The sequence below is a fragment of the Bradyrhizobium sp. HKCCYLRH2047 genome (assembly GCF_051168175.1).
GTDB lineage: Bacteria > Pseudomonadota > Alphaproteobacteria > Rhizobiales > Xanthobacteraceae > Bradyrhizobium.
This window is the reverse complement of sequence record NZ_JBNPUM010000002.1, coordinates 85,615-103,541: the sequence shown is the minus strand read 5'-3', so window position 1 is coordinate 103,541 and position 17,927 is coordinate 85,615. Positions and strand designations below refer to the sequence as shown.

17 protein-coding genes and 1 tRNA gene are annotated in these 17,927 nt (G+C 65.8%); 8 read left to right on the top strand and 10 right to left on the bottom strand.

What is annotated here, in order from left to right:
- Positions 1-47 precede the first annotated feature (47 nt).
- The gene (locus ACQR1D_RS04085) at positions 48-1,142 is read right to left on the bottom strand and encodes a quinone-dependent dihydroorotate dehydrogenase (RefSeq protein ID WP_316181974.1); all 1,095 of its coding nucleotides are present in this window, start codon (positions 1,140-1,142) and stop codon (positions 48-50) included.
- A complete protein-coding gene (locus ACQR1D_RS04080) occupies positions 1,139-1,483 on the bottom strand; it encodes a DUF952 domain-containing protein (RefSeq protein ID WP_315801569.1) in 345 nt (114 codons plus the stop codon). The genes ACQR1D_RS04085 and ACQR1D_RS04080 overlap by 4 nt, the downstream gene beginning before the upstream one ends.
- 254 nt (positions 1,484-1,737) lie before the next feature.
- Between ACQR1D_RS04080 and ACQR1D_RS04075 the strand changes: the two genes are divergently transcribed.
- Positions 1,738-2,499, top strand: a complete 762-nt coding sequence (locus ACQR1D_RS04075) for a carbonic anhydrase (protein ID WP_315801570.1) — start codon at positions 1,738-1,740, stop codon at positions 2,497-2,499.
- 191 nt (positions 2,500-2,690) lie between these two features.
- On the opposite strand, the gene ACQR1D_RS04070 is transcribed toward ACQR1D_RS04075, so the two are convergent.
- From ACQR1D_RS04070 to ACQR1D_RS04045, 6 genes are all read right to left on the bottom strand, one after another.
- Positions 2,691-4,337 carry a lysine--tRNA ligase gene (locus ACQR1D_RS04070; protein WP_316181976.1) on the bottom strand — a complete coding sequence of 549 codons (1,647 nt, stop codon included), beginning with the start codon at positions 4,335-4,337 and terminating at the stop codon, positions 2,691-2,693.
- A 184-nt stretch (positions 4,338-4,521) separates the two neighbouring features.
- A complete protein-coding gene (locus tag ACQR1D_RS04065; protein WP_316181978.1) occupies positions 4,522-5,427 on the bottom strand; it encodes a transporter substrate-binding domain-containing protein in 906 nt (301 codons plus the stop codon).
- A 98-nt stretch (positions 5,428-5,525) separates the two neighbouring features.
- Complete coding sequence (locus ACQR1D_RS04060) at positions 5,526-6,119, bottom strand: SCO family protein (RefSeq protein WP_315801573.1); 594 nt, start codon at positions 6,117-6,119, stop codon at positions 5,526-5,528.
- A 21-nt stretch (positions 6,120-6,140) separates the two neighbouring features.
- Positions 6,141-6,293 carry a hypothetical protein gene (locus tag ACQR1D_RS04055; RefSeq protein ID WP_434893801.1) on the bottom strand — a complete coding sequence of 51 codons (153 nt, stop codon included), beginning with the start codon at positions 6,291-6,293 and terminating at the stop codon, positions 6,141-6,143.
- A 159-nt stretch (positions 6,294-6,452) separates the two neighbouring features.
- The gene (locus ACQR1D_RS04050; protein WP_316181980.1) at positions 6,453-6,977 is read right to left on the bottom strand and encodes a hypothetical protein; all 525 of its coding nucleotides are present in this window, start codon (positions 6,975-6,977) and stop codon (positions 6,453-6,455) included.
- A gap of 706 nt (positions 6,978-7,683) precedes the next feature.
- The gene (locus tag ACQR1D_RS04045) at positions 7,684-8,043 is read right to left on the bottom strand and encodes a hypothetical protein (protein WP_315801576.1); all 360 of its coding nucleotides are present in this window, start codon (positions 8,041-8,043) and stop codon (positions 7,684-7,686) included.
- A gap of 165 nt (positions 8,044-8,208) precedes the next feature.
- Here ACQR1D_RS04045 and ACQR1D_RS04040 point away from each other — a divergent pair, with 165 nt between their 5' ends.
- Both ACQR1D_RS04040 and ACQR1D_RS04035 read left to right on the top strand, forming a co-directional pair.
- Positions 8,209-8,574 (top strand): nuclear transport factor 2 family protein, encoded by a 366-nt coding sequence (locus ACQR1D_RS04040; RefSeq protein ID WP_316181981.1) that lies wholly within the window; start codon positions 8,209-8,211, stop codon positions 8,572-8,574.
- 174 nt (positions 8,575-8,748) lie between these two features.
- Positions 8,749-10,617 (top strand): AMP-dependent synthetase/ligase, encoded by a 1,869-nt coding sequence (locus tag ACQR1D_RS04035; RefSeq protein ID WP_434838110.1) that lies wholly within the window; start codon positions 8,749-8,751, stop codon positions 10,615-10,617.
- A gap of 111 nt (positions 10,618-10,728) precedes the next feature.
- Here ACQR1D_RS04035 and ACQR1D_RS04030 read toward each other — a convergent pair whose 3' ends face one another.
- Positions 10,729-14,109, bottom strand: a complete 3,381-nt coding sequence (locus ACQR1D_RS04030) for a hypothetical protein (RefSeq protein ID WP_434838111.1) — start codon at positions 14,107-14,109, stop codon at positions 10,729-10,731.
- A gap of 617 nt (positions 14,110-14,726) precedes the next feature.
- A tRNA-Gly gene (locus ACQR1D_RS04025) sits at positions 14,727-14,800 on the bottom strand.
- 215 nt (positions 14,801-15,015) lie between these two features.
- Between ACQR1D_RS04025 and ACQR1D_RS04020 the strand changes: the two genes are divergently transcribed.
- The 5 genes from ACQR1D_RS04020 (at position 15,016) to ACQR1D_RS04000 (ending at position 17,927) form a co-directional block, all read left to right on the top strand.
- On the top strand, positions 15,016-15,444 hold the full coding sequence (locus ACQR1D_RS04020; protein WP_315801580.1) for an SPW repeat protein: 429 nt from the start codon (positions 15,016-15,018) through the stop codon (positions 15,442-15,444).
- Positions 15,445-15,614: 170 nt separating this feature from the next.
- The gene (locus ACQR1D_RS04015; RefSeq protein ID WP_316218167.1) at positions 15,615-16,187 is read left to right on the top strand and encodes a methylated-DNA--[protein]-cysteine S-methyltransferase; all 573 of its coding nucleotides are present in this window, start codon (positions 15,615-15,617) and stop codon (positions 16,185-16,187) included.
- Positions 16,188-16,263: 76 nt separating this feature from the next.
- On the top strand, positions 16,264-17,103 hold the full coding sequence (locus ACQR1D_RS04010; RefSeq protein ID WP_434838112.1) for a helix-turn-helix transcriptional regulator: 840 nt from the start codon (positions 16,264-16,266) through the stop codon (positions 17,101-17,103).
- A 52-nt stretch (positions 17,104-17,155) separates the two neighbouring features.
- Positions 17,156-17,515 (top strand): VOC family protein, encoded by a 360-nt coding sequence (locus ACQR1D_RS04005; RefSeq protein ID WP_434838113.1) that lies wholly within the window; start codon positions 17,156-17,158, stop codon positions 17,513-17,515.
- A gap of 10 nt (positions 17,516-17,525) precedes the next feature.
- Complete coding sequence (locus ACQR1D_RS04000; RefSeq protein ID WP_316218166.1) at positions 17,526-17,927, top strand: SRPBCC family protein; 402 nt, start codon at positions 17,526-17,528, stop codon at positions 17,925-17,927.

Below are 17,927 nucleotides of genomic sequence, written 5' to 3'. Positions count from 1 at the left end.
GCTGCGCTTTGCCCACCCTACATTCTTTGTCGACGATAGACCGCGCGCTAGACCGGCCAATCCTCGGCGGTGATCGTGGCGGCATCGGCGCCCACGATCTCCGACAGCGAATCGCGTCCCGTGCGCAGCAGGGTCGAGGTCAGGTCGGCCTTGATGCTCTCGACCAGGCCGAGGCCCTTGTAGACCAGCGAGGAATACAGCTGGATCAGGCTGGCGCCGGCGCGGATCTTGGTCAGCGCGGCGCCGCCGGTGTCGATGCCACCGACGCCGATCAGCGGGAACGCGCCTTCGACGCGCACGAAGGTCTCGGCCACCATGCGGGTCGACAGCCGGAACAGCGGCCGCCCGGACAGGCCGCCCTGCTCCCTGGCGCGCAACTGCTCGCGCAGCGAGCTCGGCCGGGCGAGCGTCGTGTTCGACACGATCATGCCGTCGACGCCGCGCGAGCGGGCGACGTGGACGACGTCGTCGAGCTCGGCCAGGCTGAGATCGGGGGCGATCTTGAGCAGAACCGGGGTGTCACCGGATTTCCGCCTGATACGGTCGCGCGCCTCGAGCACCTTGGACAGCAGATCGTCGAGCTGCGAGGCCTGCTGGAGATTGCGCAGGCCCGGCGTGTTGGGCGAGGAGATGTTGACGGTGAAATAGCTCGCCACCGGCGCGAAGGTCTCGATCAGCCGGACATAGTCGGCGACGCGGTCGGCCGAATCCTTGTTGGCCCCGACATTGACGCCGACGATGCCGCCCTGATGAGCGCGGCCGGCCAGCCGGCGCAGCACGATCTCGGCGCCGTCATTGTTGAAGCCCATGCGGTTGATGACCGCCTCGTCGCGCTCCAGCCGGAACAGCCGCGGGCGCGGATTGCCGCTCTGCGGCCGCGGGGTCACCGAACCGATCTCGACGAAGCCGAAGCCGAGCCGCAGCAGCGCGTCCGGCACCTCGGCGTTCTTGTCGAAGCCGGCGGCCATGCCGACCGGGTTAGGGAAGTTCAGCCCGAAGGCGCGCACCGCGAGCTTGGCATCATCCGGTCGCGGCTTGATCGCCGGCAGCAGCTTCAGGCCCTGGATGGCGAGCCGGTGCGCATCCTCGGCGTCGAGCCATCGGAGCAGCGGCAGCGAGAGCTGGTCGAAAGCGCGGATCACGGCTTCAATTCCGGAAGGTCGTGGCCGCCATCGGCACGGCTGTGCATCTGGTGAACGGCGGTCACGGCGCCGAGATCGAGCTCGCCATACAAATGCGGGAACAGCTCGTCGTTGCGCGAGCGCTCCCAGCGTAAGCCTGCCCCCAGCGCATCCGCCTCGACCTCGACCAGGAACAGCGCGCTCTGCCCCGAGAAGTGCTTCCGCGCCGTCTCCGGCACCTGGGAGGCGGTCGAAAAATGGATGAACCCGTCGCGCAGATCGTCCGCGCTGCCGCGGTACACGCCCAGCCGCTCCGCCTCGCGCCAGGCCGAAGCTGAGCAGATTTTGTAGATTTTGGGCACCTTCGCGCGGTCCTGGCTTGAGCTTGAGTTTGCTGATGTTTTCGGGAGCGGCCGACCGTATCGGCAGGGGGCGGCGAACTCAAGCATCGTTTGCCCGGGACAGTTCGGCGGCCGACCCGCTCAGGCTGTATCTGAGCGACCGCGAATTCGCGAGGGTGCAACCGGTTCCTCAGCAAGAGTTAACCTGATTCGGCTTTCCTGTTGCGCGCGATTTGCAGCCGATCATGCCCACGCTTGAACCTTTGGAGATTGTCATGGACCGCCGCCACGTCTTGAAGGCCCTGGCGGGGCTCGCCCTGTGCCCCGTCTGCGCCACCCCGGGCTTCGCCGCCGAGGGCGCCCCGCACTGGAGCTATGAGGGCGCGACCGGACCGGCCAAATGGGGTGATCTCGACGCGGCCAACAAGGTCTGCGGCGTCGGCACCCAGCAATCGCCCATCGACATCGAGCACTCGACTCGGGCCCAGCTGCCCGACTTCAGGCTGAACTGGGCCAGGACCGCCGACACCATCGTCAACAACGGCCACACCATCCAGCTCAACTTCGCCGATGGCAGCAGCACCATGAAGCTCGAGGGCACCACCTACAAGCTGCTGCAGGTGCATTTCCATCGTCCGAGCGAGCACCAGATCGGCGGCAAGAACTATCCGATGGAGGCGCATTTCGTGCATCGCGCCGCCTCCGGCGGCCTCGCCGTCCTCGGCGTGCTCATGACCACCGGCCGCCCCAACGCCGCCTTCGCGCAGATCGTCGCGACGATGCCGGACAAGGAGGGTCCCGCGGTCAAGGCTGATCCGCGCATCAATCCCCACATGATGCTGCCAGCGCGCCGCTCCTATTATCGCTATGCCGGCTCGCTGACGACGCCGCCCTGCTCGGAGGTGGTCGAATGGCTGCTGCTGAGCGAGCCGGTCTCGGTCGCGGAAGCCGACGTGGCGAAATTCGCCAAACTGTATCCGATGAACGCCCGCCCGGTGCAGAAGCTCGACCGCCGCTTCGTGCTGCAAGGGGTGTAGTTCGCTCGCCGCGCGGCGGTGGAAAGCGCCGCCGCGCATTCCGCCGTCGTCCCGGCGAAAGCGGAACCCATACCGCGGAATCCTGATTGGTTGAGAAGATGGCGGAGACCCTCCGCCACATGTTGGCCGGTGGCTATAGGTCCCGGCTCAAGGCCGGGACGACACCTTTTGTGTCATGACCAGCGTTGGCCTTACGCGCTGCGTGCCAATGCCCCGTCGATCATCGCCACCGCATTGTTCAGGCCGTAGACCGCGACGAAGGAGCCGAAGCGCGGGCCCTTCTCCTGGCCGAGCAGCACCTGGTAGAGCATGTTGAACCAGTCGAGCGACACGCCCGGGCGGCCGTCCTTGCCCTTCTTGGCGTGGTCGAGGAACGGCTCGCGGCGGCCGATCTCGTAGACCACGTTCTGGATGTCCTCGGCCGTCGCCTCCGCCGGCAGGTTCGACAACGCGTCGCGCAGATCCTGCAGCGCCACGCGCTCGCCCTCGGTCGGCTCGCGGAACGTCTTGGTGGGCGCGACGAAGTCGCGATAGTAGTTGATCGCGTAGCCGACCATCGCATCGAGCTTGGGATGGGTTTGCGGCGTCACGCCTGGCCGGTAGCGGCCGATGAAGCCCCATAGGGTCTCGGCATTCTCGGCGTTCGACGACGACACCAAGGTCAGCAGCAGTTGGAAGGTGACGGGCATGTCGGCCTTCGGCGGCTTGCCGGAATGGATGTGCCAGACCGGATTGCCGAGCTGCTGCTTGGCGTCCTGCCTGGAGAAGCCCTCGAGGAACTGCTGGTAATCATCGACGTTGCGCGGGATGACGTCGAAATACAGCCGCTTCGCTGCCTTGGGCTCGCGATACATGAACAGCGACAGCGATTCCGGCGAGGCATAGCGCAGCCACTCATCGATGGTCAGGCCGTTGCCCTTCGACTTCGAGATCTTCTGGCCCTTCTCGTCGAGGAACAGCTCGTAGTTGAAGCCCTCCGGCGGCGTGCCGCCGAGCGCCGCGCAGATCTTGCCCGACAGCTTCACCGAATCGATCAGGTCCTTGCCGGCCATTTCATAGTCGACGCCGAGCGCGTGCCAGCGCATCGCCCAGTCCGGCTTCCATTGCAGCTTGCAATGGCCGCCGGTGACCGGAACGGTCATCCGCTCCTTGGTCTCGGGATCGTCATAGGAGATCGTACCAGCCTTGGCGTCGTGCTCGACGATCGGCACGTACAGCACCAGCCCGGTGCGCGGGCAAATGGGGAGGAACGGCGAGTAGCTCGCCGCGCGCTCCTCGCGCAGGGACGGCAGCATGATCGCCATCACCTTCTCCAGCCGCTCCAGCATGCGCAACAGCGCCGCATCGAACTTGCCGGAGGTGTAGTACTCGGTCGAGGAGGCGAATTCGTAGTCGAAGCCGAACCGGTCGAGGAAGGCGCGCAGCCGGGCATTGTTGTGCGCGGCGAACGAGGGATACTCGTTGGAGAACGGATCGGGGATGCGCGACAGCGGCTTGCCGAGATGCATGGCCAGCATCTCCTTGTTCGGCACGTTGTCCGGCACCTTGCGCAGGCCGTCCATGTCGTCGGAGAACGCGATCAGGCGGGTCTTGATCTTGTCCTCGGTCAGCACGCGGAAGGCGTGGCGCACCATGGTGGTGCGCGCGACCTCGCCGAAGGTGCCGATGTGCGGCAGGCCGGACGGGCCGTAGCCGGTCTCGAACAGCACCTCGTCCTTCGGGGTCTTCTTCAGCCGGTTGACGATCGCCTTCGCCTGCTCGAACGGCCAGGCGTTGGAGTTTTCGGCAAGCGCGCGCAGGTCGCTCGGGCTGGTCGGGACGAGATCGATCGTGGACATCTTGAAGTACCGGTTTCGAAGGAGCAGAAAACTAACACAGGGCGTCATCGCGAGCGAAGCGAAGCGATCCAGCCGTCACAAGGCTTCTGGATTGCTTCGTCGCTCCGCTCCTCGCAATGACGGTGGATGCGCAGCGACGGCGGGCCGGGCGCATGACGCCTTCGCCCACCCGGCAGGTGAAACTCTAGAACGGGCTGATCGAGAAGTAGCGCAGCCACAGATCGGTGTAGCGGCCTTTTTCCCAGACCCGGAACAGCGCCCAGTTCAGCGCCTGGCGCAGGAGGTCGTTGCCCTTGCGCACGGCGATGCCGACGCCCTCGCCGAAATAACGGCTTTCGACGAAAGGTCCACCGGAAAAGGCGCAGCAATCGCCGGAATCGGTGCCATTGACCCAGAACGCCAGCGAGATGCCGTCACCGAAGATCAGGTCGACCTCAGAGCGGCGCAGCGCCTGCCGCAGCGCCTCGTCGTTCGGATAGGTCTTGATCTCGGCGTCGGTGAACATCGCCTTGAGGTAGGCCTCGTGCGCGGTGCCGGCGACGGCACCGATCTTCTTGCCCTCGAGAAATTCGGGGCGGATCTCGGTCATGACGGCGTCGCGGCGGGACACGAAACGCGCGGGCGCGCGGTAATACGGATCGGAGAAGTCGGCCCGCGCCCGCATCTGCGGCGTCACCGCGATCGAGGCGATGATCGCATCGCCCCGGTTGGACGACAGCGCGTCGAGCAGGGTTTCGAACCGGCGCATCTGGACGGTGCAGGTGACCTTGATCTCGTCGCAGATCGCCCTGGCAAGATCGACGTTGAAGCCGGCCGGATTGCCGTCCGGGCCGGTGAAGTTGAACGGCGGATAGTCGGTCTCGGTCAGGAACCGAATCACGGTGAGGCGCGACAGATCGGGCCGCTCCGGCCGGCGGCGCGGATCCCAGAAACCAGGGACGGCCTGCGGCGCCGCCTCGACGACCGGCCTCACCGGCGCTTGCGCGCGCACCTCGGAACCGGCCGCGGCGAGGCCGAAGCACAGCAACGCGCCAGCGGCGGCGCGGGCGAGACGGGTCGATTTCACGGGCTTTGACAAGACGGTCGGCATCAGCGGTCCCGATGGTCACCGCCTTATAAAGCATCCCAGCGCAAATTCGAGGCTGGATTCGGCCGGGAGGCAGCCGCCCGGCTGGAGCGTTAACGCGCTCAGAGGTATTTCTTGAGATCCGCCGCAGCTTCCTCGGGCGTCCGCTTCAGGTTGAACGGCGCGACGAACCGGCCATTGCGGTCCATCAGATACACCAAAGCAGTGTGGTCCATGGTGTAGTCGCCGTCCTTCAGCGGAACCTTCTTGGCATAGACGCGGTATTCGGTGAGAACCTTCGCCAGCACCTCGGGATCGCCCGTCAGGCCCTTGAGATGCGGGTCGAAGCTCGAGAGGTAATCCTTCATCGCGGCCGGATTGTCGCGCTCCGGGTCGACCGAGACGAAATAGGCGTTGACGCTGTCGGCATCCTTGCCCATCGCGCGCAGCACCTCGGAGATCTCGAACAGCGAGGTCGGGCAGACGTCAGGGCAATGGGTGAAGCCGAAGAAGATCAGGGTCGGCCGCCCCTCCAGGCTCTTCTCGGTGACGACCGCACCGCTCTGGTCGGTCAACTGGAACGGGCCGCCGATCGCCGCCGGCGCCGCGATGTTGCGTCCGCCGCCCATGACGAGGAACATCAGCGACAGCCCGATCACCAGGCTGGCGGCGAAGGCTCCGACGATCACCAGCGGACGGGTGATATTGGACGGCATTGCGCGCTCCTTCACTGTCTCTCAGAAGCAGGCCTGCAAGCCGGCCGCGAGGGTCTCGAAGAACACCGCGGTCCCGTACTGCGCCCACATCGTCACGGCCCCGAGGACGAGCCCGACCGCCGCGAGCCCCGCCGCGATGGCCGGCACAGCGGCGGGACGCCGGGCTTGCGACACGGACGGTATCTCTTGCGGCGCTGAAAGAGGCTGCATGATGGCGTACTCATCGGCCGGAGCCGACCACGCGGCCCGCCCCTCAGACTCCAGATAAGCCCCGCAACCGGTCCAGGCAAGCGCCGCAGTCGGGAGGCCGATCAGCCCAAATGCCAGCCGTTATCAATGGGAGGCGGAGGCCTTGGCCGCGGCCGGAGAGATGGCCGGCGCATTGGGAGCGACATGCGAGGACGAGGGCGAGGATGCCTGGGCATCCATGTAGCAGGGCTTGTACATCGCCTGCAGCTCCTTGCCCTTCAGGAAGATCATCCGGGGCGTCAGGCCGCCGCGCTGGGTGATCCAGCGGCGGATCGGCGACGGGTACATCGAGTAAAGCATCTGGGTCGCCTCGGGATTGGTGACGGCCCGGCCGTTGGCGCCGAAATCCCAGGCGGCGTGGAAACCGAGATTGGCATGCGAGGTGACGCAGATCTTCTCGTGCGGGATGGCGCCGAGCACGATGGTGCAGGCCGATGCGCAGAGCCCGTCGATGATCACGTACTCCCCGGAAGATCGCAGGCCCTGGTACCTGTCGACATAGGTTCCGATCCGGCCGCCGCGGTCATCGGCGATCCGGACCACGGCCTGGCTGGCGCCGACCCCCGACAGCAACAGAACGACCGCAAGCAATCCCGTCCAGAATTTCATGTCGAGCCCCAGTGCAACCCGGCGAAACCGATCTGACCGACTTTGGCACGCTTCGTGTGATGCGCTTCTTGTGATGCTTGGACTGCGGTGGACCTTGCAATCACGACCCCATCCGCAGAACCGGAACGCGAAGGCCAAATCCAAATCGCACATGCAGCGTGTTTCGAGATCGTGTTTTTGTCCAGGAGAGCGCAGCGACCAAAGCCAAATTCACCGCGAGTGTTGCAAGCCCGCTGCACCAATGAGTCGCTACCACCGAAAATGGCCGAACGCTGGTTCCGGACATGGCGGTCGCGCCACGAGCAAGGCGGAGGCCCGGCATGATTCGCCCATCGGCGCGGCAGCGGCGTCACGGCGGCACGACCGGCACTCCGGAGAAACCCGGGGGCCGCGCTTTCGCACGACACACCCCAATCAGGGCGGGAGGCGAATCCCGCGGATCGCCGGCCCAGCGGCGCTGGTGCGGTCCCGATGGCGGGTGAGGGCTCGCGCGGGCATGGCGTCATGCGACGACGTCAGGAGAGGCCGTCGACGCAATCACAAGTTTGTGCCGTCCGCTCCTGGCCCTGCGCCGCAATGACTGCGGTTGGGGTCAGGCGGCACCGCGCCGTCTGATCGGGAGGAGATGAAGCGAGGTCGCGCCGACACCGCGCCAGCAGCCGGGAGACGATCGGCCTCCCGACGCTCACGGCCCCGGCGGATCGAACTAATTATCGGGCAGCCGAATCCGCGCACCGAAGGTGACGAGCGGCGCATCGGCGGCGCCGAGCTCGATCTGCCGCTCCGGCACCTCCTGATAGCTGCCGTCTTCAATCTTTTTTAATTCATATTGCCAGACCGTTAACGTCTCGCCACGCGCCAGCGCATCGCGGATGCGGCTGGCGCCGCGTCCCGGCAGCTTGACGAGGTCGTCGCGCATCATGCCGATCATCGTCGGGCTCTCACCGCGATGCAGCTCGAAGAAGACCATGCGATTGGGCTTGTCCTGCGGCTTGAGCACGGTATCCGCCGTGAACAGCACCAGGCAGATCGCGACGGCAATCCACTTCCAAGTGTCGGACATCATGAGACGCATTCCCCGCACCGCCGCCGCGCGAGACGTAGGCCTCGCGCAAACAGGCGGCAACTTACAGTTCTGTCATTCCGGATGAGATGACGTTCGACGTAATCGATTCGCTGCGCGCCGGGCGCGATGATGGGCTCCTCATCGTTCACAACATGGAGAGCACCGATGACCAACCCGACCGAGATCGCCGAGAGCTACATCGCGCTGTGGAACGAACGCGACGCCGCGCAGCGCGGCACCTTGCTCGCGCGCAACTGGACCAAGGATGCGCTCTACGTCGACCCGATGATGCGCGGCGAAGGACGCGACGCGGTGGATGGCCTGGTCGCGGGCGTGCAGCAGCGCTTTCCCGACTTCCGCTTTCGCCTGGTCGGCGCTGCGGACGGCCACGGTCCTCATCTGCGATTTTCCTGGGAGCTCGGCCCCGAGAATGCGGAAGCCCCGATCCAGGGCACGGATTTCGTCGAGCTGGCCGACGGCCGCATCCAGCGCGTCACCGGATTTCTCGACAAGGTCCCGCAGGGCGCCTGATGGACGCTCCGACCGGTCCGGCGTCCGTTGCGGTGCCGGCCTGCCGCGATGGCCGGGCTCCCATGCGCGGATGCGCGACCTGCCTTGCGATGATTGCGCTACGTCAACGTCGGACGCGATCCGCCGCTGCAGAGCTTCTGCTCGCAACGGAGTCCAGGATCGCCGGAGACGGGCGTGCAGCAATCAAATCCCATCGATGATCACGCCATGGCGGCCGGCACGCTGGCCGCCATCACCACCCTGCCCGAGCTTTGGCGCTGGCGCGTCGCACAGAGCCCGGACAAGCCGGCCTACCGCCATTTCGACGCGCGAGGCGGCCGATGGGCGAGCTTCAGCTGGCGCGAGATCGATCTCGTCGTCGCCCGCTGGCGGCGGGCGCTTGCGGCCGAGGGCTTCGACCGGGGCGAGCGTATCGCCATCCTGATGCCGAACGGGATCGCGCATCTCGCGATGGACCAGGCGGCGCTGTCGCTCGGCCTGGTGCCGGTGCCGATGCACGCCGTCGATAACGCCGACAGCATCGCCTACATCCTCGCCGATTCCGGCGCCCGGCTGCTGCTGGTCGATTCGGACGCCCGCTGGGAGGAGATCGCGGCGGTCCGCGAGGCCCTGCCAGAGCTGCGGCGCATCATCTGCGCCGACCGACAACCGGCTGGCCCGACCGGCGATCCGCGCCTCGTCGATCTGGACGCGTGGTTGAACGCAGCCGGCAACGCCGCGCCTTCCGGCGCCCAGGCCGCCATCGCGCCGCACGACCTCGCCGCCATCGTCTACACCTCCGGCACGACGGGCCGGCCCAAGGGCGTGATGCTGTCGCACGACAACGTCGTCTCCAACCTCAAGGCGATTCATCAACGGCTCGCGGCCGACACCGACGACGTGTTCCTGTCGTTCCTGCCGCTGTCGCACACGTTCGAGCGCACCGCGGGCTATTATTACCCGATCGCCATCGGCGCCTGCGTCGCCTATGCGCGGTCGGTGAAACAATTGTCCGAAGATCTGGTGGAGGTCCGTCCGACCATCCTGATCTCGGTGCCGCGCATCTATGAGCGCATCTACTCGCTGGTCATGCATCATCGCGGGACCGCAAACCCGCTCGAACGGGCGCTGCTCGACCTGACGATCGCGATCGGCGGCCGTCGCTTCGATGCGCAGCATGGGCGCGAAACGAGCCTGTCAGCGTTCGACCGTATCGCGTGGCCGCTGCTGCAGCGCCTGGTCGCCGCCAAGGTGCTGGCCCGGTTCGGCGGACGGCTGCGGGTCGCCGTCAGCGGCGGCGCGCCGATCGCCGAGCCGGTGGTGCGGCTGTTCCTGGCGCTCGGGCTCGAGGTGCTGCAGGGCTACGGCATGACCGAGACCTCGCCCGTCGTCAGCGTCAACACGCCCGACGACAACGACCCGCGCACCGTCGGTCGCGCCCTGCCCGGCATCGAGGTGCGCATCGGCGACAATGACGAACTGATGGTGCGCGGCCCGAACGTGATGCTCGGCTACTGGCGCCGGCCGGAGGAAACCGCGCGGATCAAGGAAGCGGACGGCTGGCTGCACACCGGCGACCAGGCCCGCATCGATGCGGGACGCATCACCATCACCGGTCGGATCAAGGACATCCTCGTCACCTCGACCGGCGAGAAGATCGCGCCTGCCGATCTCGAGACCGCGATCCTGACCGATCCGCTGTTCGAGCAGGCAATCGTGATCGGCGAGAACCGGCCGTTCCTGGCCGCGATCGTCGTGCTCAATGCCAAGGGCTGGGCCGAGCAGCAGGCGCGGCTCGCGGCGCACGGCCAGCGCGGCACCGAGGCCGAGGCGGCATCGCTGCTGCGGCACATCGCCCGCGCCGTGAAGGCCTATCCCTCCTACGCGACGCCGAAAGCCGTGCATTGGACCTTGGAGCCGTGGACCATACAGGAAGGCCTGATCACGCCGACCTTGAAGAACAAGCGCCCGGCGATCGAGCGTGCTTTCGCGACGGAGATCGAGGCGATCTATGCGAAGCGGGTGGCGCCACAGACTGCCGTTTCAGGCTCAGCCCGCGGCTGACCCGCTCGCATCCCTGGTTTCGCGCCGAGGGCATGCTGGCGAGGGCACGCCGGCGAGGTCCGTGCGCCGGCCTCGGCGAGCCTTGCCTGGCCGAAACCGCCAGCGATCCGATTACCCGGAAGGCGCTGCGACGGCGATGCGGAACGGGTTGCTCGGATCGATGGTCAGGGCCCCTTTCGGATCTGATTTGATCGCCCACGACACCGCCCCCTCCGCACTGGTCGAAGCAATGATCTCGGCGGTGTAGTACGGCTGGACCGTCGCTTGGGGGAAGTAGCTGGCCGAACTGGTCCAGACGCCTACGAAGAGCTCGATGCTCGTATTCGCCGGCGGCGCGTAGAACGCGGTGGGCGTGCCGACCGAGCTGGTTGCGGCGTAGTATTGTCTCGCACGCGCCACGGTCGTGCCCGCCGGCACTCCTGTCCCGGTGACCGCTTGGCCCGCAACGACGCACGAGGGGTCAGCGAGGGTGACGGCGGCCTCGTCTTGGATCAGCGTCGCGGTCGTCGTGCTGACGAAGGTCACCGCGACCGCCGTGCCGGAAGACGTCGGAGGCCAATTGATGGTGACGGCCGATGCATTGACGTCGGTTACCACGGTGCCGGTCGCGATTCCCTGTCCGGATACGGACTGACCGATCTGGACGAGCGACGGGTCTGCGACGTTGAAGATCGCCGTTATTCCTTCGAACAGATCGCCTGTGGTCGTGCTGGTGAAGGTCAGCAACGCGTCGCCATTTTGGGTCGCGTTGGCGCTCAAAGTGATCCCGGTCGACTGAACCACGGCGCGCACGAGAGGATTGCCGGGGCCCAACACGCCCGGACTTTCCTGGCTCGGGAGCAGGACGAAGAAATTGCGTGCCGGATCGGCCACCGACGATGCACAGGCGAGTTGCATGGCGCCAGTGCCGTTGGGCCCCCCCACCCACGATACGGCGAGAGGGCTCTTCGAATCGCGCAGCGGAGCCGAGCCGGCGCCGCCCGCGCTGGTGAAGTCCTGCGCGTAGAGGATGCCGAAATATTTCGAGAAGTCGGTCGCGAAATCGCTCGCAGTCCACGTTCCGTCGGAGAAATCGAGCCACAGGGCATCGTCGCTCTGCAGGTCGAAATCCGACGTGTCCTTGCCGGACTTGAAAGGGATGAGCGGGTACCAGCCGATCGTCTGCACGAAGGCCGCCACGTTGGTGAAGTCAGAACCGGGAGGGGGACCCGACCACCCGACGCCGGACTGCATCGTGGCAAACGTCAGCGCGACGCCCGTCCCGCTCGCGGCGGCGGCCTGGGTCAGCGTGACCATGGTGTCGTTGACGCTGACCACGCTCGTCCCATTCTGTATCCCTTGACCGGAGACGGACTGGCCCGGGAGGGCAATCGAGGGATTGGCGACATTGGTGATGATCGTCGAACCTTGGGTCAGATCGCCGGTCGTCGTCGCGTCGAACAATGTGGTGAAGGTCAGCGGCGCTCCCGAACTGCTCGCGCTGGCGTTGGCGCTCATGATCACATCGGGCGGCGCGACGCCTGTCACCGTCGTCCCCTCCGGGACGCCTGCCCCCGAGACCTGCTGGCCGACGAAGATTCCCTGCGCCGCAGCGATGTTGGAGATCGTCGGCGATCCGGTCGCGAGGTCGCCTGTCGTCGTGACCGTGGCGGTCGGCACGAATTGCAGCGGGACCCCCGTGCCGCTCGTCGTGGCGGCGAGGCTCATCGTCACAATACTTCCGTTGACGCCCGTCACCGTCGCTCCCGCCGGCACTCCCGCCCCGGAGACGACTTGGCTGGCGAAAATCCCCGATGGATCGGAAACGGTGACGGCCGTCGAATTTGCGGTGAGGCTGCCTGTCGTCTCGACCGGAGGGTTTGGTCCCGCACCGGCAGCCATGAAGGCGACGTAGTTGGCGAGATTTATCGTGACGTTCCCCACCGGCATGTTCATTTCGCTGCTGATCCACGGGATCTCCGCGCCCGGCGCCTGTGGTCCGGACTTGGCGACAGACGGGAAATCAGTGCGGTCGAACACCGCGACCGGGGTGGCATTGGAGATGTCGCGGCCGCCGTTCGGCGCGTCGATGTACTGCGCCACACGCGTCGGCGTCCACGCGATGGTGTACGTATGAAACTCGCTGTAAGGCGCGAAGTTTCCAGACGTGTCGAACAGATACGCCTCGTTGTTGAGCACCGCCGAGGTGAAGGAGTTCGGATCGCTCGTGCCGGGTATGGGGCTCACCCGGAGTATTCCGGTGTGCGTGACGTCGGGCCATCCGGTGAAATCGACGGTATTCGAGGCTTGGCCGGCAGGGCTCCGCCAGTAGTTGAGCGCCACGGCATTGGTCATGTCGAGGTCGGATGGAGCCGCGAGCGACGTCAGCGGATATTTCCAGGTCGTCGCGTCAGGCCAGATCAAATTGGGCCCGGTCTGGTCGACGAGCAACTCCCACCAGGTCGACCCGCGCGCCGGCGCGTGCAGGGGTTGGAAGACGGAGACATTGAATGCGGTCTCCTCGTTGCCACCGGGACCGCCGAGGCCGGCGATCACGCTTCCGAGCGTGCCCTCCGGCGTGAGATCACTTGTATCGATGATCAGCACGTCTTTGACTGGCTGGCTACCGGCGAGGCCAACCGACCAAACGTTCACGGGGGTGAACTGGAAGGTCTGGCCTGATACGGGCGCGCTGGCGGCCTGGCTCAGCGTGACGATCGACGTCGATTGGTCGACCTCGGTGATGAAGGTCCCTTCGGGAAGCAGACCGGGGTTACCCACGGCGGAGACCGCCTCGCCGCCCGAAAGCTGTCCGATCAGGCCAGCCGTGGTGATATCGATCTGATTGAGCTGGCCGCTGTTGATGTTTCCCGAACCGCCCGACGCCGCGACGGTGACCGTGACCGGCCCTGCGCCGAACAAGCCGGTGCCGCTGTTGAGTTTGTTGAGCGCTGTCTGCAGGTCGCCGGAACTGATATTGTAAGCAAGATCACCGGTCTTGGCGCCAGTCGTGCCGTCCTCCAGGACGAACGTTCCGCCGCTGGGCGGAGCGCCCGGCGCGCCCATCCACGTATTGTAGTAGGCCCACATCTGCTGCGCGATGGCCTCATCGGTCCGCGTGAAGCCGAGTGTCCAAGAGGTCGCGGCCGGATCGAGTGTCTGCGAACGCGGATCTCCCAGAGCGACGGTTGCGCCGAAGGTTTGCAGGTCATTCGGTTTTGGCAGCCCGCCCGCGAAGGTGGCGTAGGCCGCCTGGGTCGCCTGGGTGAAGGGGACGAACTCGAAATCGACCTCGTTCCAATTCCAGTTCTGCGCTACGTCGGGCGATTGCGCCGCCGAGGGCGCGTTGGAGTAGAGCCAGAATGCCGAGCAGACGGGACCTGGTGCCGCCTGCATCCTGCAAATGAACAGACCGTAACCGAAGCTGCGGTTGGACTGCATCTGCGCGGAAAGATAGTCGCCGTATCGGGAATAGTTATCGACTCCCGTCGATGAGACAGGCTGCTCTGCCACTGGACGTTCCCCTTGCCGAAACGAAGATGTCGGGGCCGATCCGGCCCCTTAACAATCCATGATTGGGTTTAATCTATGATTGTAATGAAAATACATACACGTGAAACTTGTGCCATCAGGACTTTCTAGTCAATTGAAATACACCTTAAAGGTGTATTCGATGGCAGTTTTTCGAGGATGAGAGGCGTGATCATGTCCCAGCTGCATCTTGGCAACCGGACGATCTTCAGAACCGCTCCTCCGGCCGGCCGCCGTGTCGTCAGCCGCGCAGGTTGAGGAAGCCAGGGCCGCAACGACGCTCCGGCGCGCGCACGGTCCCTGCCCGTCAGTCGATCGCGACAGCCAAAAGATCTGCACCTGCCGCGACGCCCATCTTCACGATCTCCCGCGAACGTCGGGTTGGTGTCAGGTTCGAGACCGCGCGGTCCTGATCGATTTGCAGCGAAAGTGCGGAGCGGCAGGGGAGGTCCGCCCTCCACCGGGCGCGCGCAACGCATACCGTCCTGACGCCGCAGCTGCACCTCATCGCGCAGCATAGACCGCGTACTCGTCTTATCCGGCGCTATCGGAAGCGGTGGACAATTCACCTTCGCATTGTCGGCATCCAATGCGGAGCTTGGAGCGGGCGAAGGGAATCGAACCCTCGTATGCAGCTTGGGAAGCTGCCGTTCTACCATTGAACTACGCCCGCGCTCGCCAATGCTTAGCCGACACGATGCGTTTCGCCAAGCGGCTTGTTGCCGCGCGATCCGCGGGCCCAGACGGCGAACGCGAAAGGTCTGCGATGGCCGGATCGCCCGATCGTGATCGGTCGCAACCGCAAGTCTCGGGAACAGATTGGGCGATCTCGCCTTGCCATTGGAGCCGGCGCTCGCGTCGCCGCGCCGTGTGCTGGGAGTTCACATCATGCAGAGCCATGGCCACAAGTCTCCGACCGCCCCCTCGAAAACCCTCGCCTTCATGTCGGGCCCGTCGGCGCTCGACCTCTACACGCTCGGTTGCGGCCTGTTCCTGGCCTTCGCGCCCGCGCTGTTCGGCTTCGCGCGCAGCGCCGGCCGGATCGATGCTGAGCTGGCGGGAGCTGCCGTCGTCGCGCTCTCGTTCGGCGGCCTCGTGGCGTTCGCCGATTGGGAGGAGTGGCTGAAGGTTGCGCTTGGCGTATGGCTGATTGCAGCGCCGTGGCTGCTCGGGTTCGCGCATACATCGGCGATGCATGTCAGCATCACGGTCGGGATCGCCGTGACCTTCCTAAGCCTCCTCGAGCTGTGGCTCGCGCATGATCCTGATTTTGCTGGCGATCGCACCGGAATGGTGAGCCGCTCGTCTGAGCTCTGATCGATCGCGTCTCGCCTGCGACAACAGAGATCGCAACGCAACGCTTGACAACCATCACCCAAATCAGGGCAAACCCGCCCCCGTCACGCCGCGCTGTTAACACTTTGTAAACAAAGTTGATGCGGGCGATCGTGACGATGATATGATGTGCGTGGGGTTGGGGTGGCGTCATGGGGCGTGGGTATACGATCTTTGATACGGCCCTCGGCCGTTGCGGCATTGCATGGAGCGATGCCGGAATCACCGGCGTACAATTGCCGGAAGCGCGGGAAATCGAGACGCGGCGGCGCCTGTTTCGTCAGTTTCCCGACGCACGGGAGCAGCGCTCGTGTTCGAATACTGAACTCGCCATCGAAGGCATCGCGGCCATGCTGCGCGGGCAGGAGGTCGACTTCTCCGACGTTGCGCTCGACCTCGACGGCGTCACGCCCTTCAACCAGCGCGTCTACGATTGCATTCGCGCGATTCCGCGCGGCGAGACGCGCACCGCCGACGCGATCGCAGACGAACTGCACGTGCCCAAGGCGCTGAACTCGATCGCGCAGGCACTGACCAAGAATACGTTCGTCCTGATCGTCCCTTGCCATCGCGTCCGCGACATCGGCAACGGCCTCGACAAGCCGTCGCCCAACAGCGGCATCGTCTCCAAGCGTCGGCTGCTGTCGCTCGAAGGCGCACGGCCTCATGCGGGCCTGACGCTGTTCGACGCGTTTCTCGCCGTCGACCGGCCGCGCGCGTCGTAAGCGGACGCCTCGCGTCGCGCGATATTATCTCGCGCATCGCCCTCCACTTTCCTCCGCAATGCGCTAGATTTGCAGGATGACCGCCACCATCCTGTTCGAAAGCCGTGACGTCACCGTGTCCGAGTTCCGCTGTGCAGCGATGCCGGGCGAGCGTCCCTATGTCGAGCAGTATGCCGGCTACTCGCTGTCCTATGTGCGCAAGGGCAGCTTCGGCTGTCGGCACCGCGGCCGCGTCTTCGAGCTGGTCACCGGCGCGCTGCTGGTCGGGCATCCCGGCGATGAGTTCATGTGTACGCACGACCACGTCTGCGGCGACGAATGCCTGTCGTTCTTCTTCGACGATGCGCTGATCGACGAGATCGGCGGCGACAGGCAGGCCTGGCGGGCCGGCGCGATGCCGCCGCTGCCGGAGCTCATGGTCCTCGCTGAGCTCGCAGAGGCCGTCGCCGCGCGCGAGCAGACCCTGGGCCTCGACGAGATTGGCCATATCATCGCCAGCCGCTTCGTCGCGACCGCCACGGGCCAGCAGGCGCGCGCCGCGACACCAGGCCCTCGCGACCGACGGCGCGCGGTCGAGAGCGCGTTGTGGATCGACGACAATGCGCATGATGACATCGACCTGGCGGCTGCGGCAGGCGAGGCCGGCGTCAGCCCGTTTCATTTCCTCCGGATGTTCGCCGCTACGATCGGCGTGACGCCGCACCAATATCTGATCCGCTCCCGCCTGCGGCACGCCGCGCGGCGCCTCAGCGAGGAGGATACGCCGGTCACCGCCATCGCCTACGATTCGGGCTTTGCCGATCTGTCGAATTTCACCCGCACCTTCGCGCGCGCTGCCGGCGTGTCGCCGGCGAAGTTCCGCAAGGCCTCGCGCGGCGAGCGCAAGATTCTCCAAGACCGTCTGAGCCGCCATTGATTGGATGATCCCGGCGCGTGCGGCAGCCGCATGCTAAGCATGGAGATCATCGATGTACGATCATATCGGCCTCAGGGTCGGCAATCTCGACGCCAGCGTCCGCTTCTACACCGCCGCGCTGGCGCCGCTCGGCCACATCCTCTGCTCCAAGGACGAGGCGTCGGCGGGAATCGGCCCGAAGGGGCAGCCGGCGCTGTGGCTGTATCTCGACAAGGGCGCCAGCAAAGGCACCGCGCATATCGCGTTCCGCGCCAAGGACCACGCGGCGGTCGCCAGATTCCACAGCGAGGGTTTGAAGGCAGGAGGCGGCGACAATGGCGGCGCCGGGCCGCGCACGGACTACAGCCCGACCTATTACGCCGCCTTCCTGATCGATCCCGACGGCAACAACATCGAAGCCGTATGTCCGTGAGGTCAGCGTCATGGCATCCATCCAGAAGGATATTCCGATCGCGGCCCCGGCGGGTGCAGTGTGGGACGCAGTGCGCGATTTCGGCGCCGTTCATACCAGGGTGGCGCGCGGCTTCGTGACCGGCACCAGGCTCGACGGAGACGTCCGCATTGTCAGCTTCGCCAACGGCAGCGTGGTGCGCGAGCAGCTGGTCGACTGCAACGATCAACGCCGGCGCCTCGTCTACGCCATCAGGAACGAACGCATCAGCCAGCACAGTGCCTCGTTTCAGATCATCGCGGAAGGCGAGGAGCGCTGCCGGGTGATCTGGACCACCGACGTGCTGCCGCACGAGATCGCGCCCTATATCGAGCAGCAGATGGAGCTCGGCGCGCGCGCGATGCAGGACACGTTGGGCAGGCTGCGCGGATAG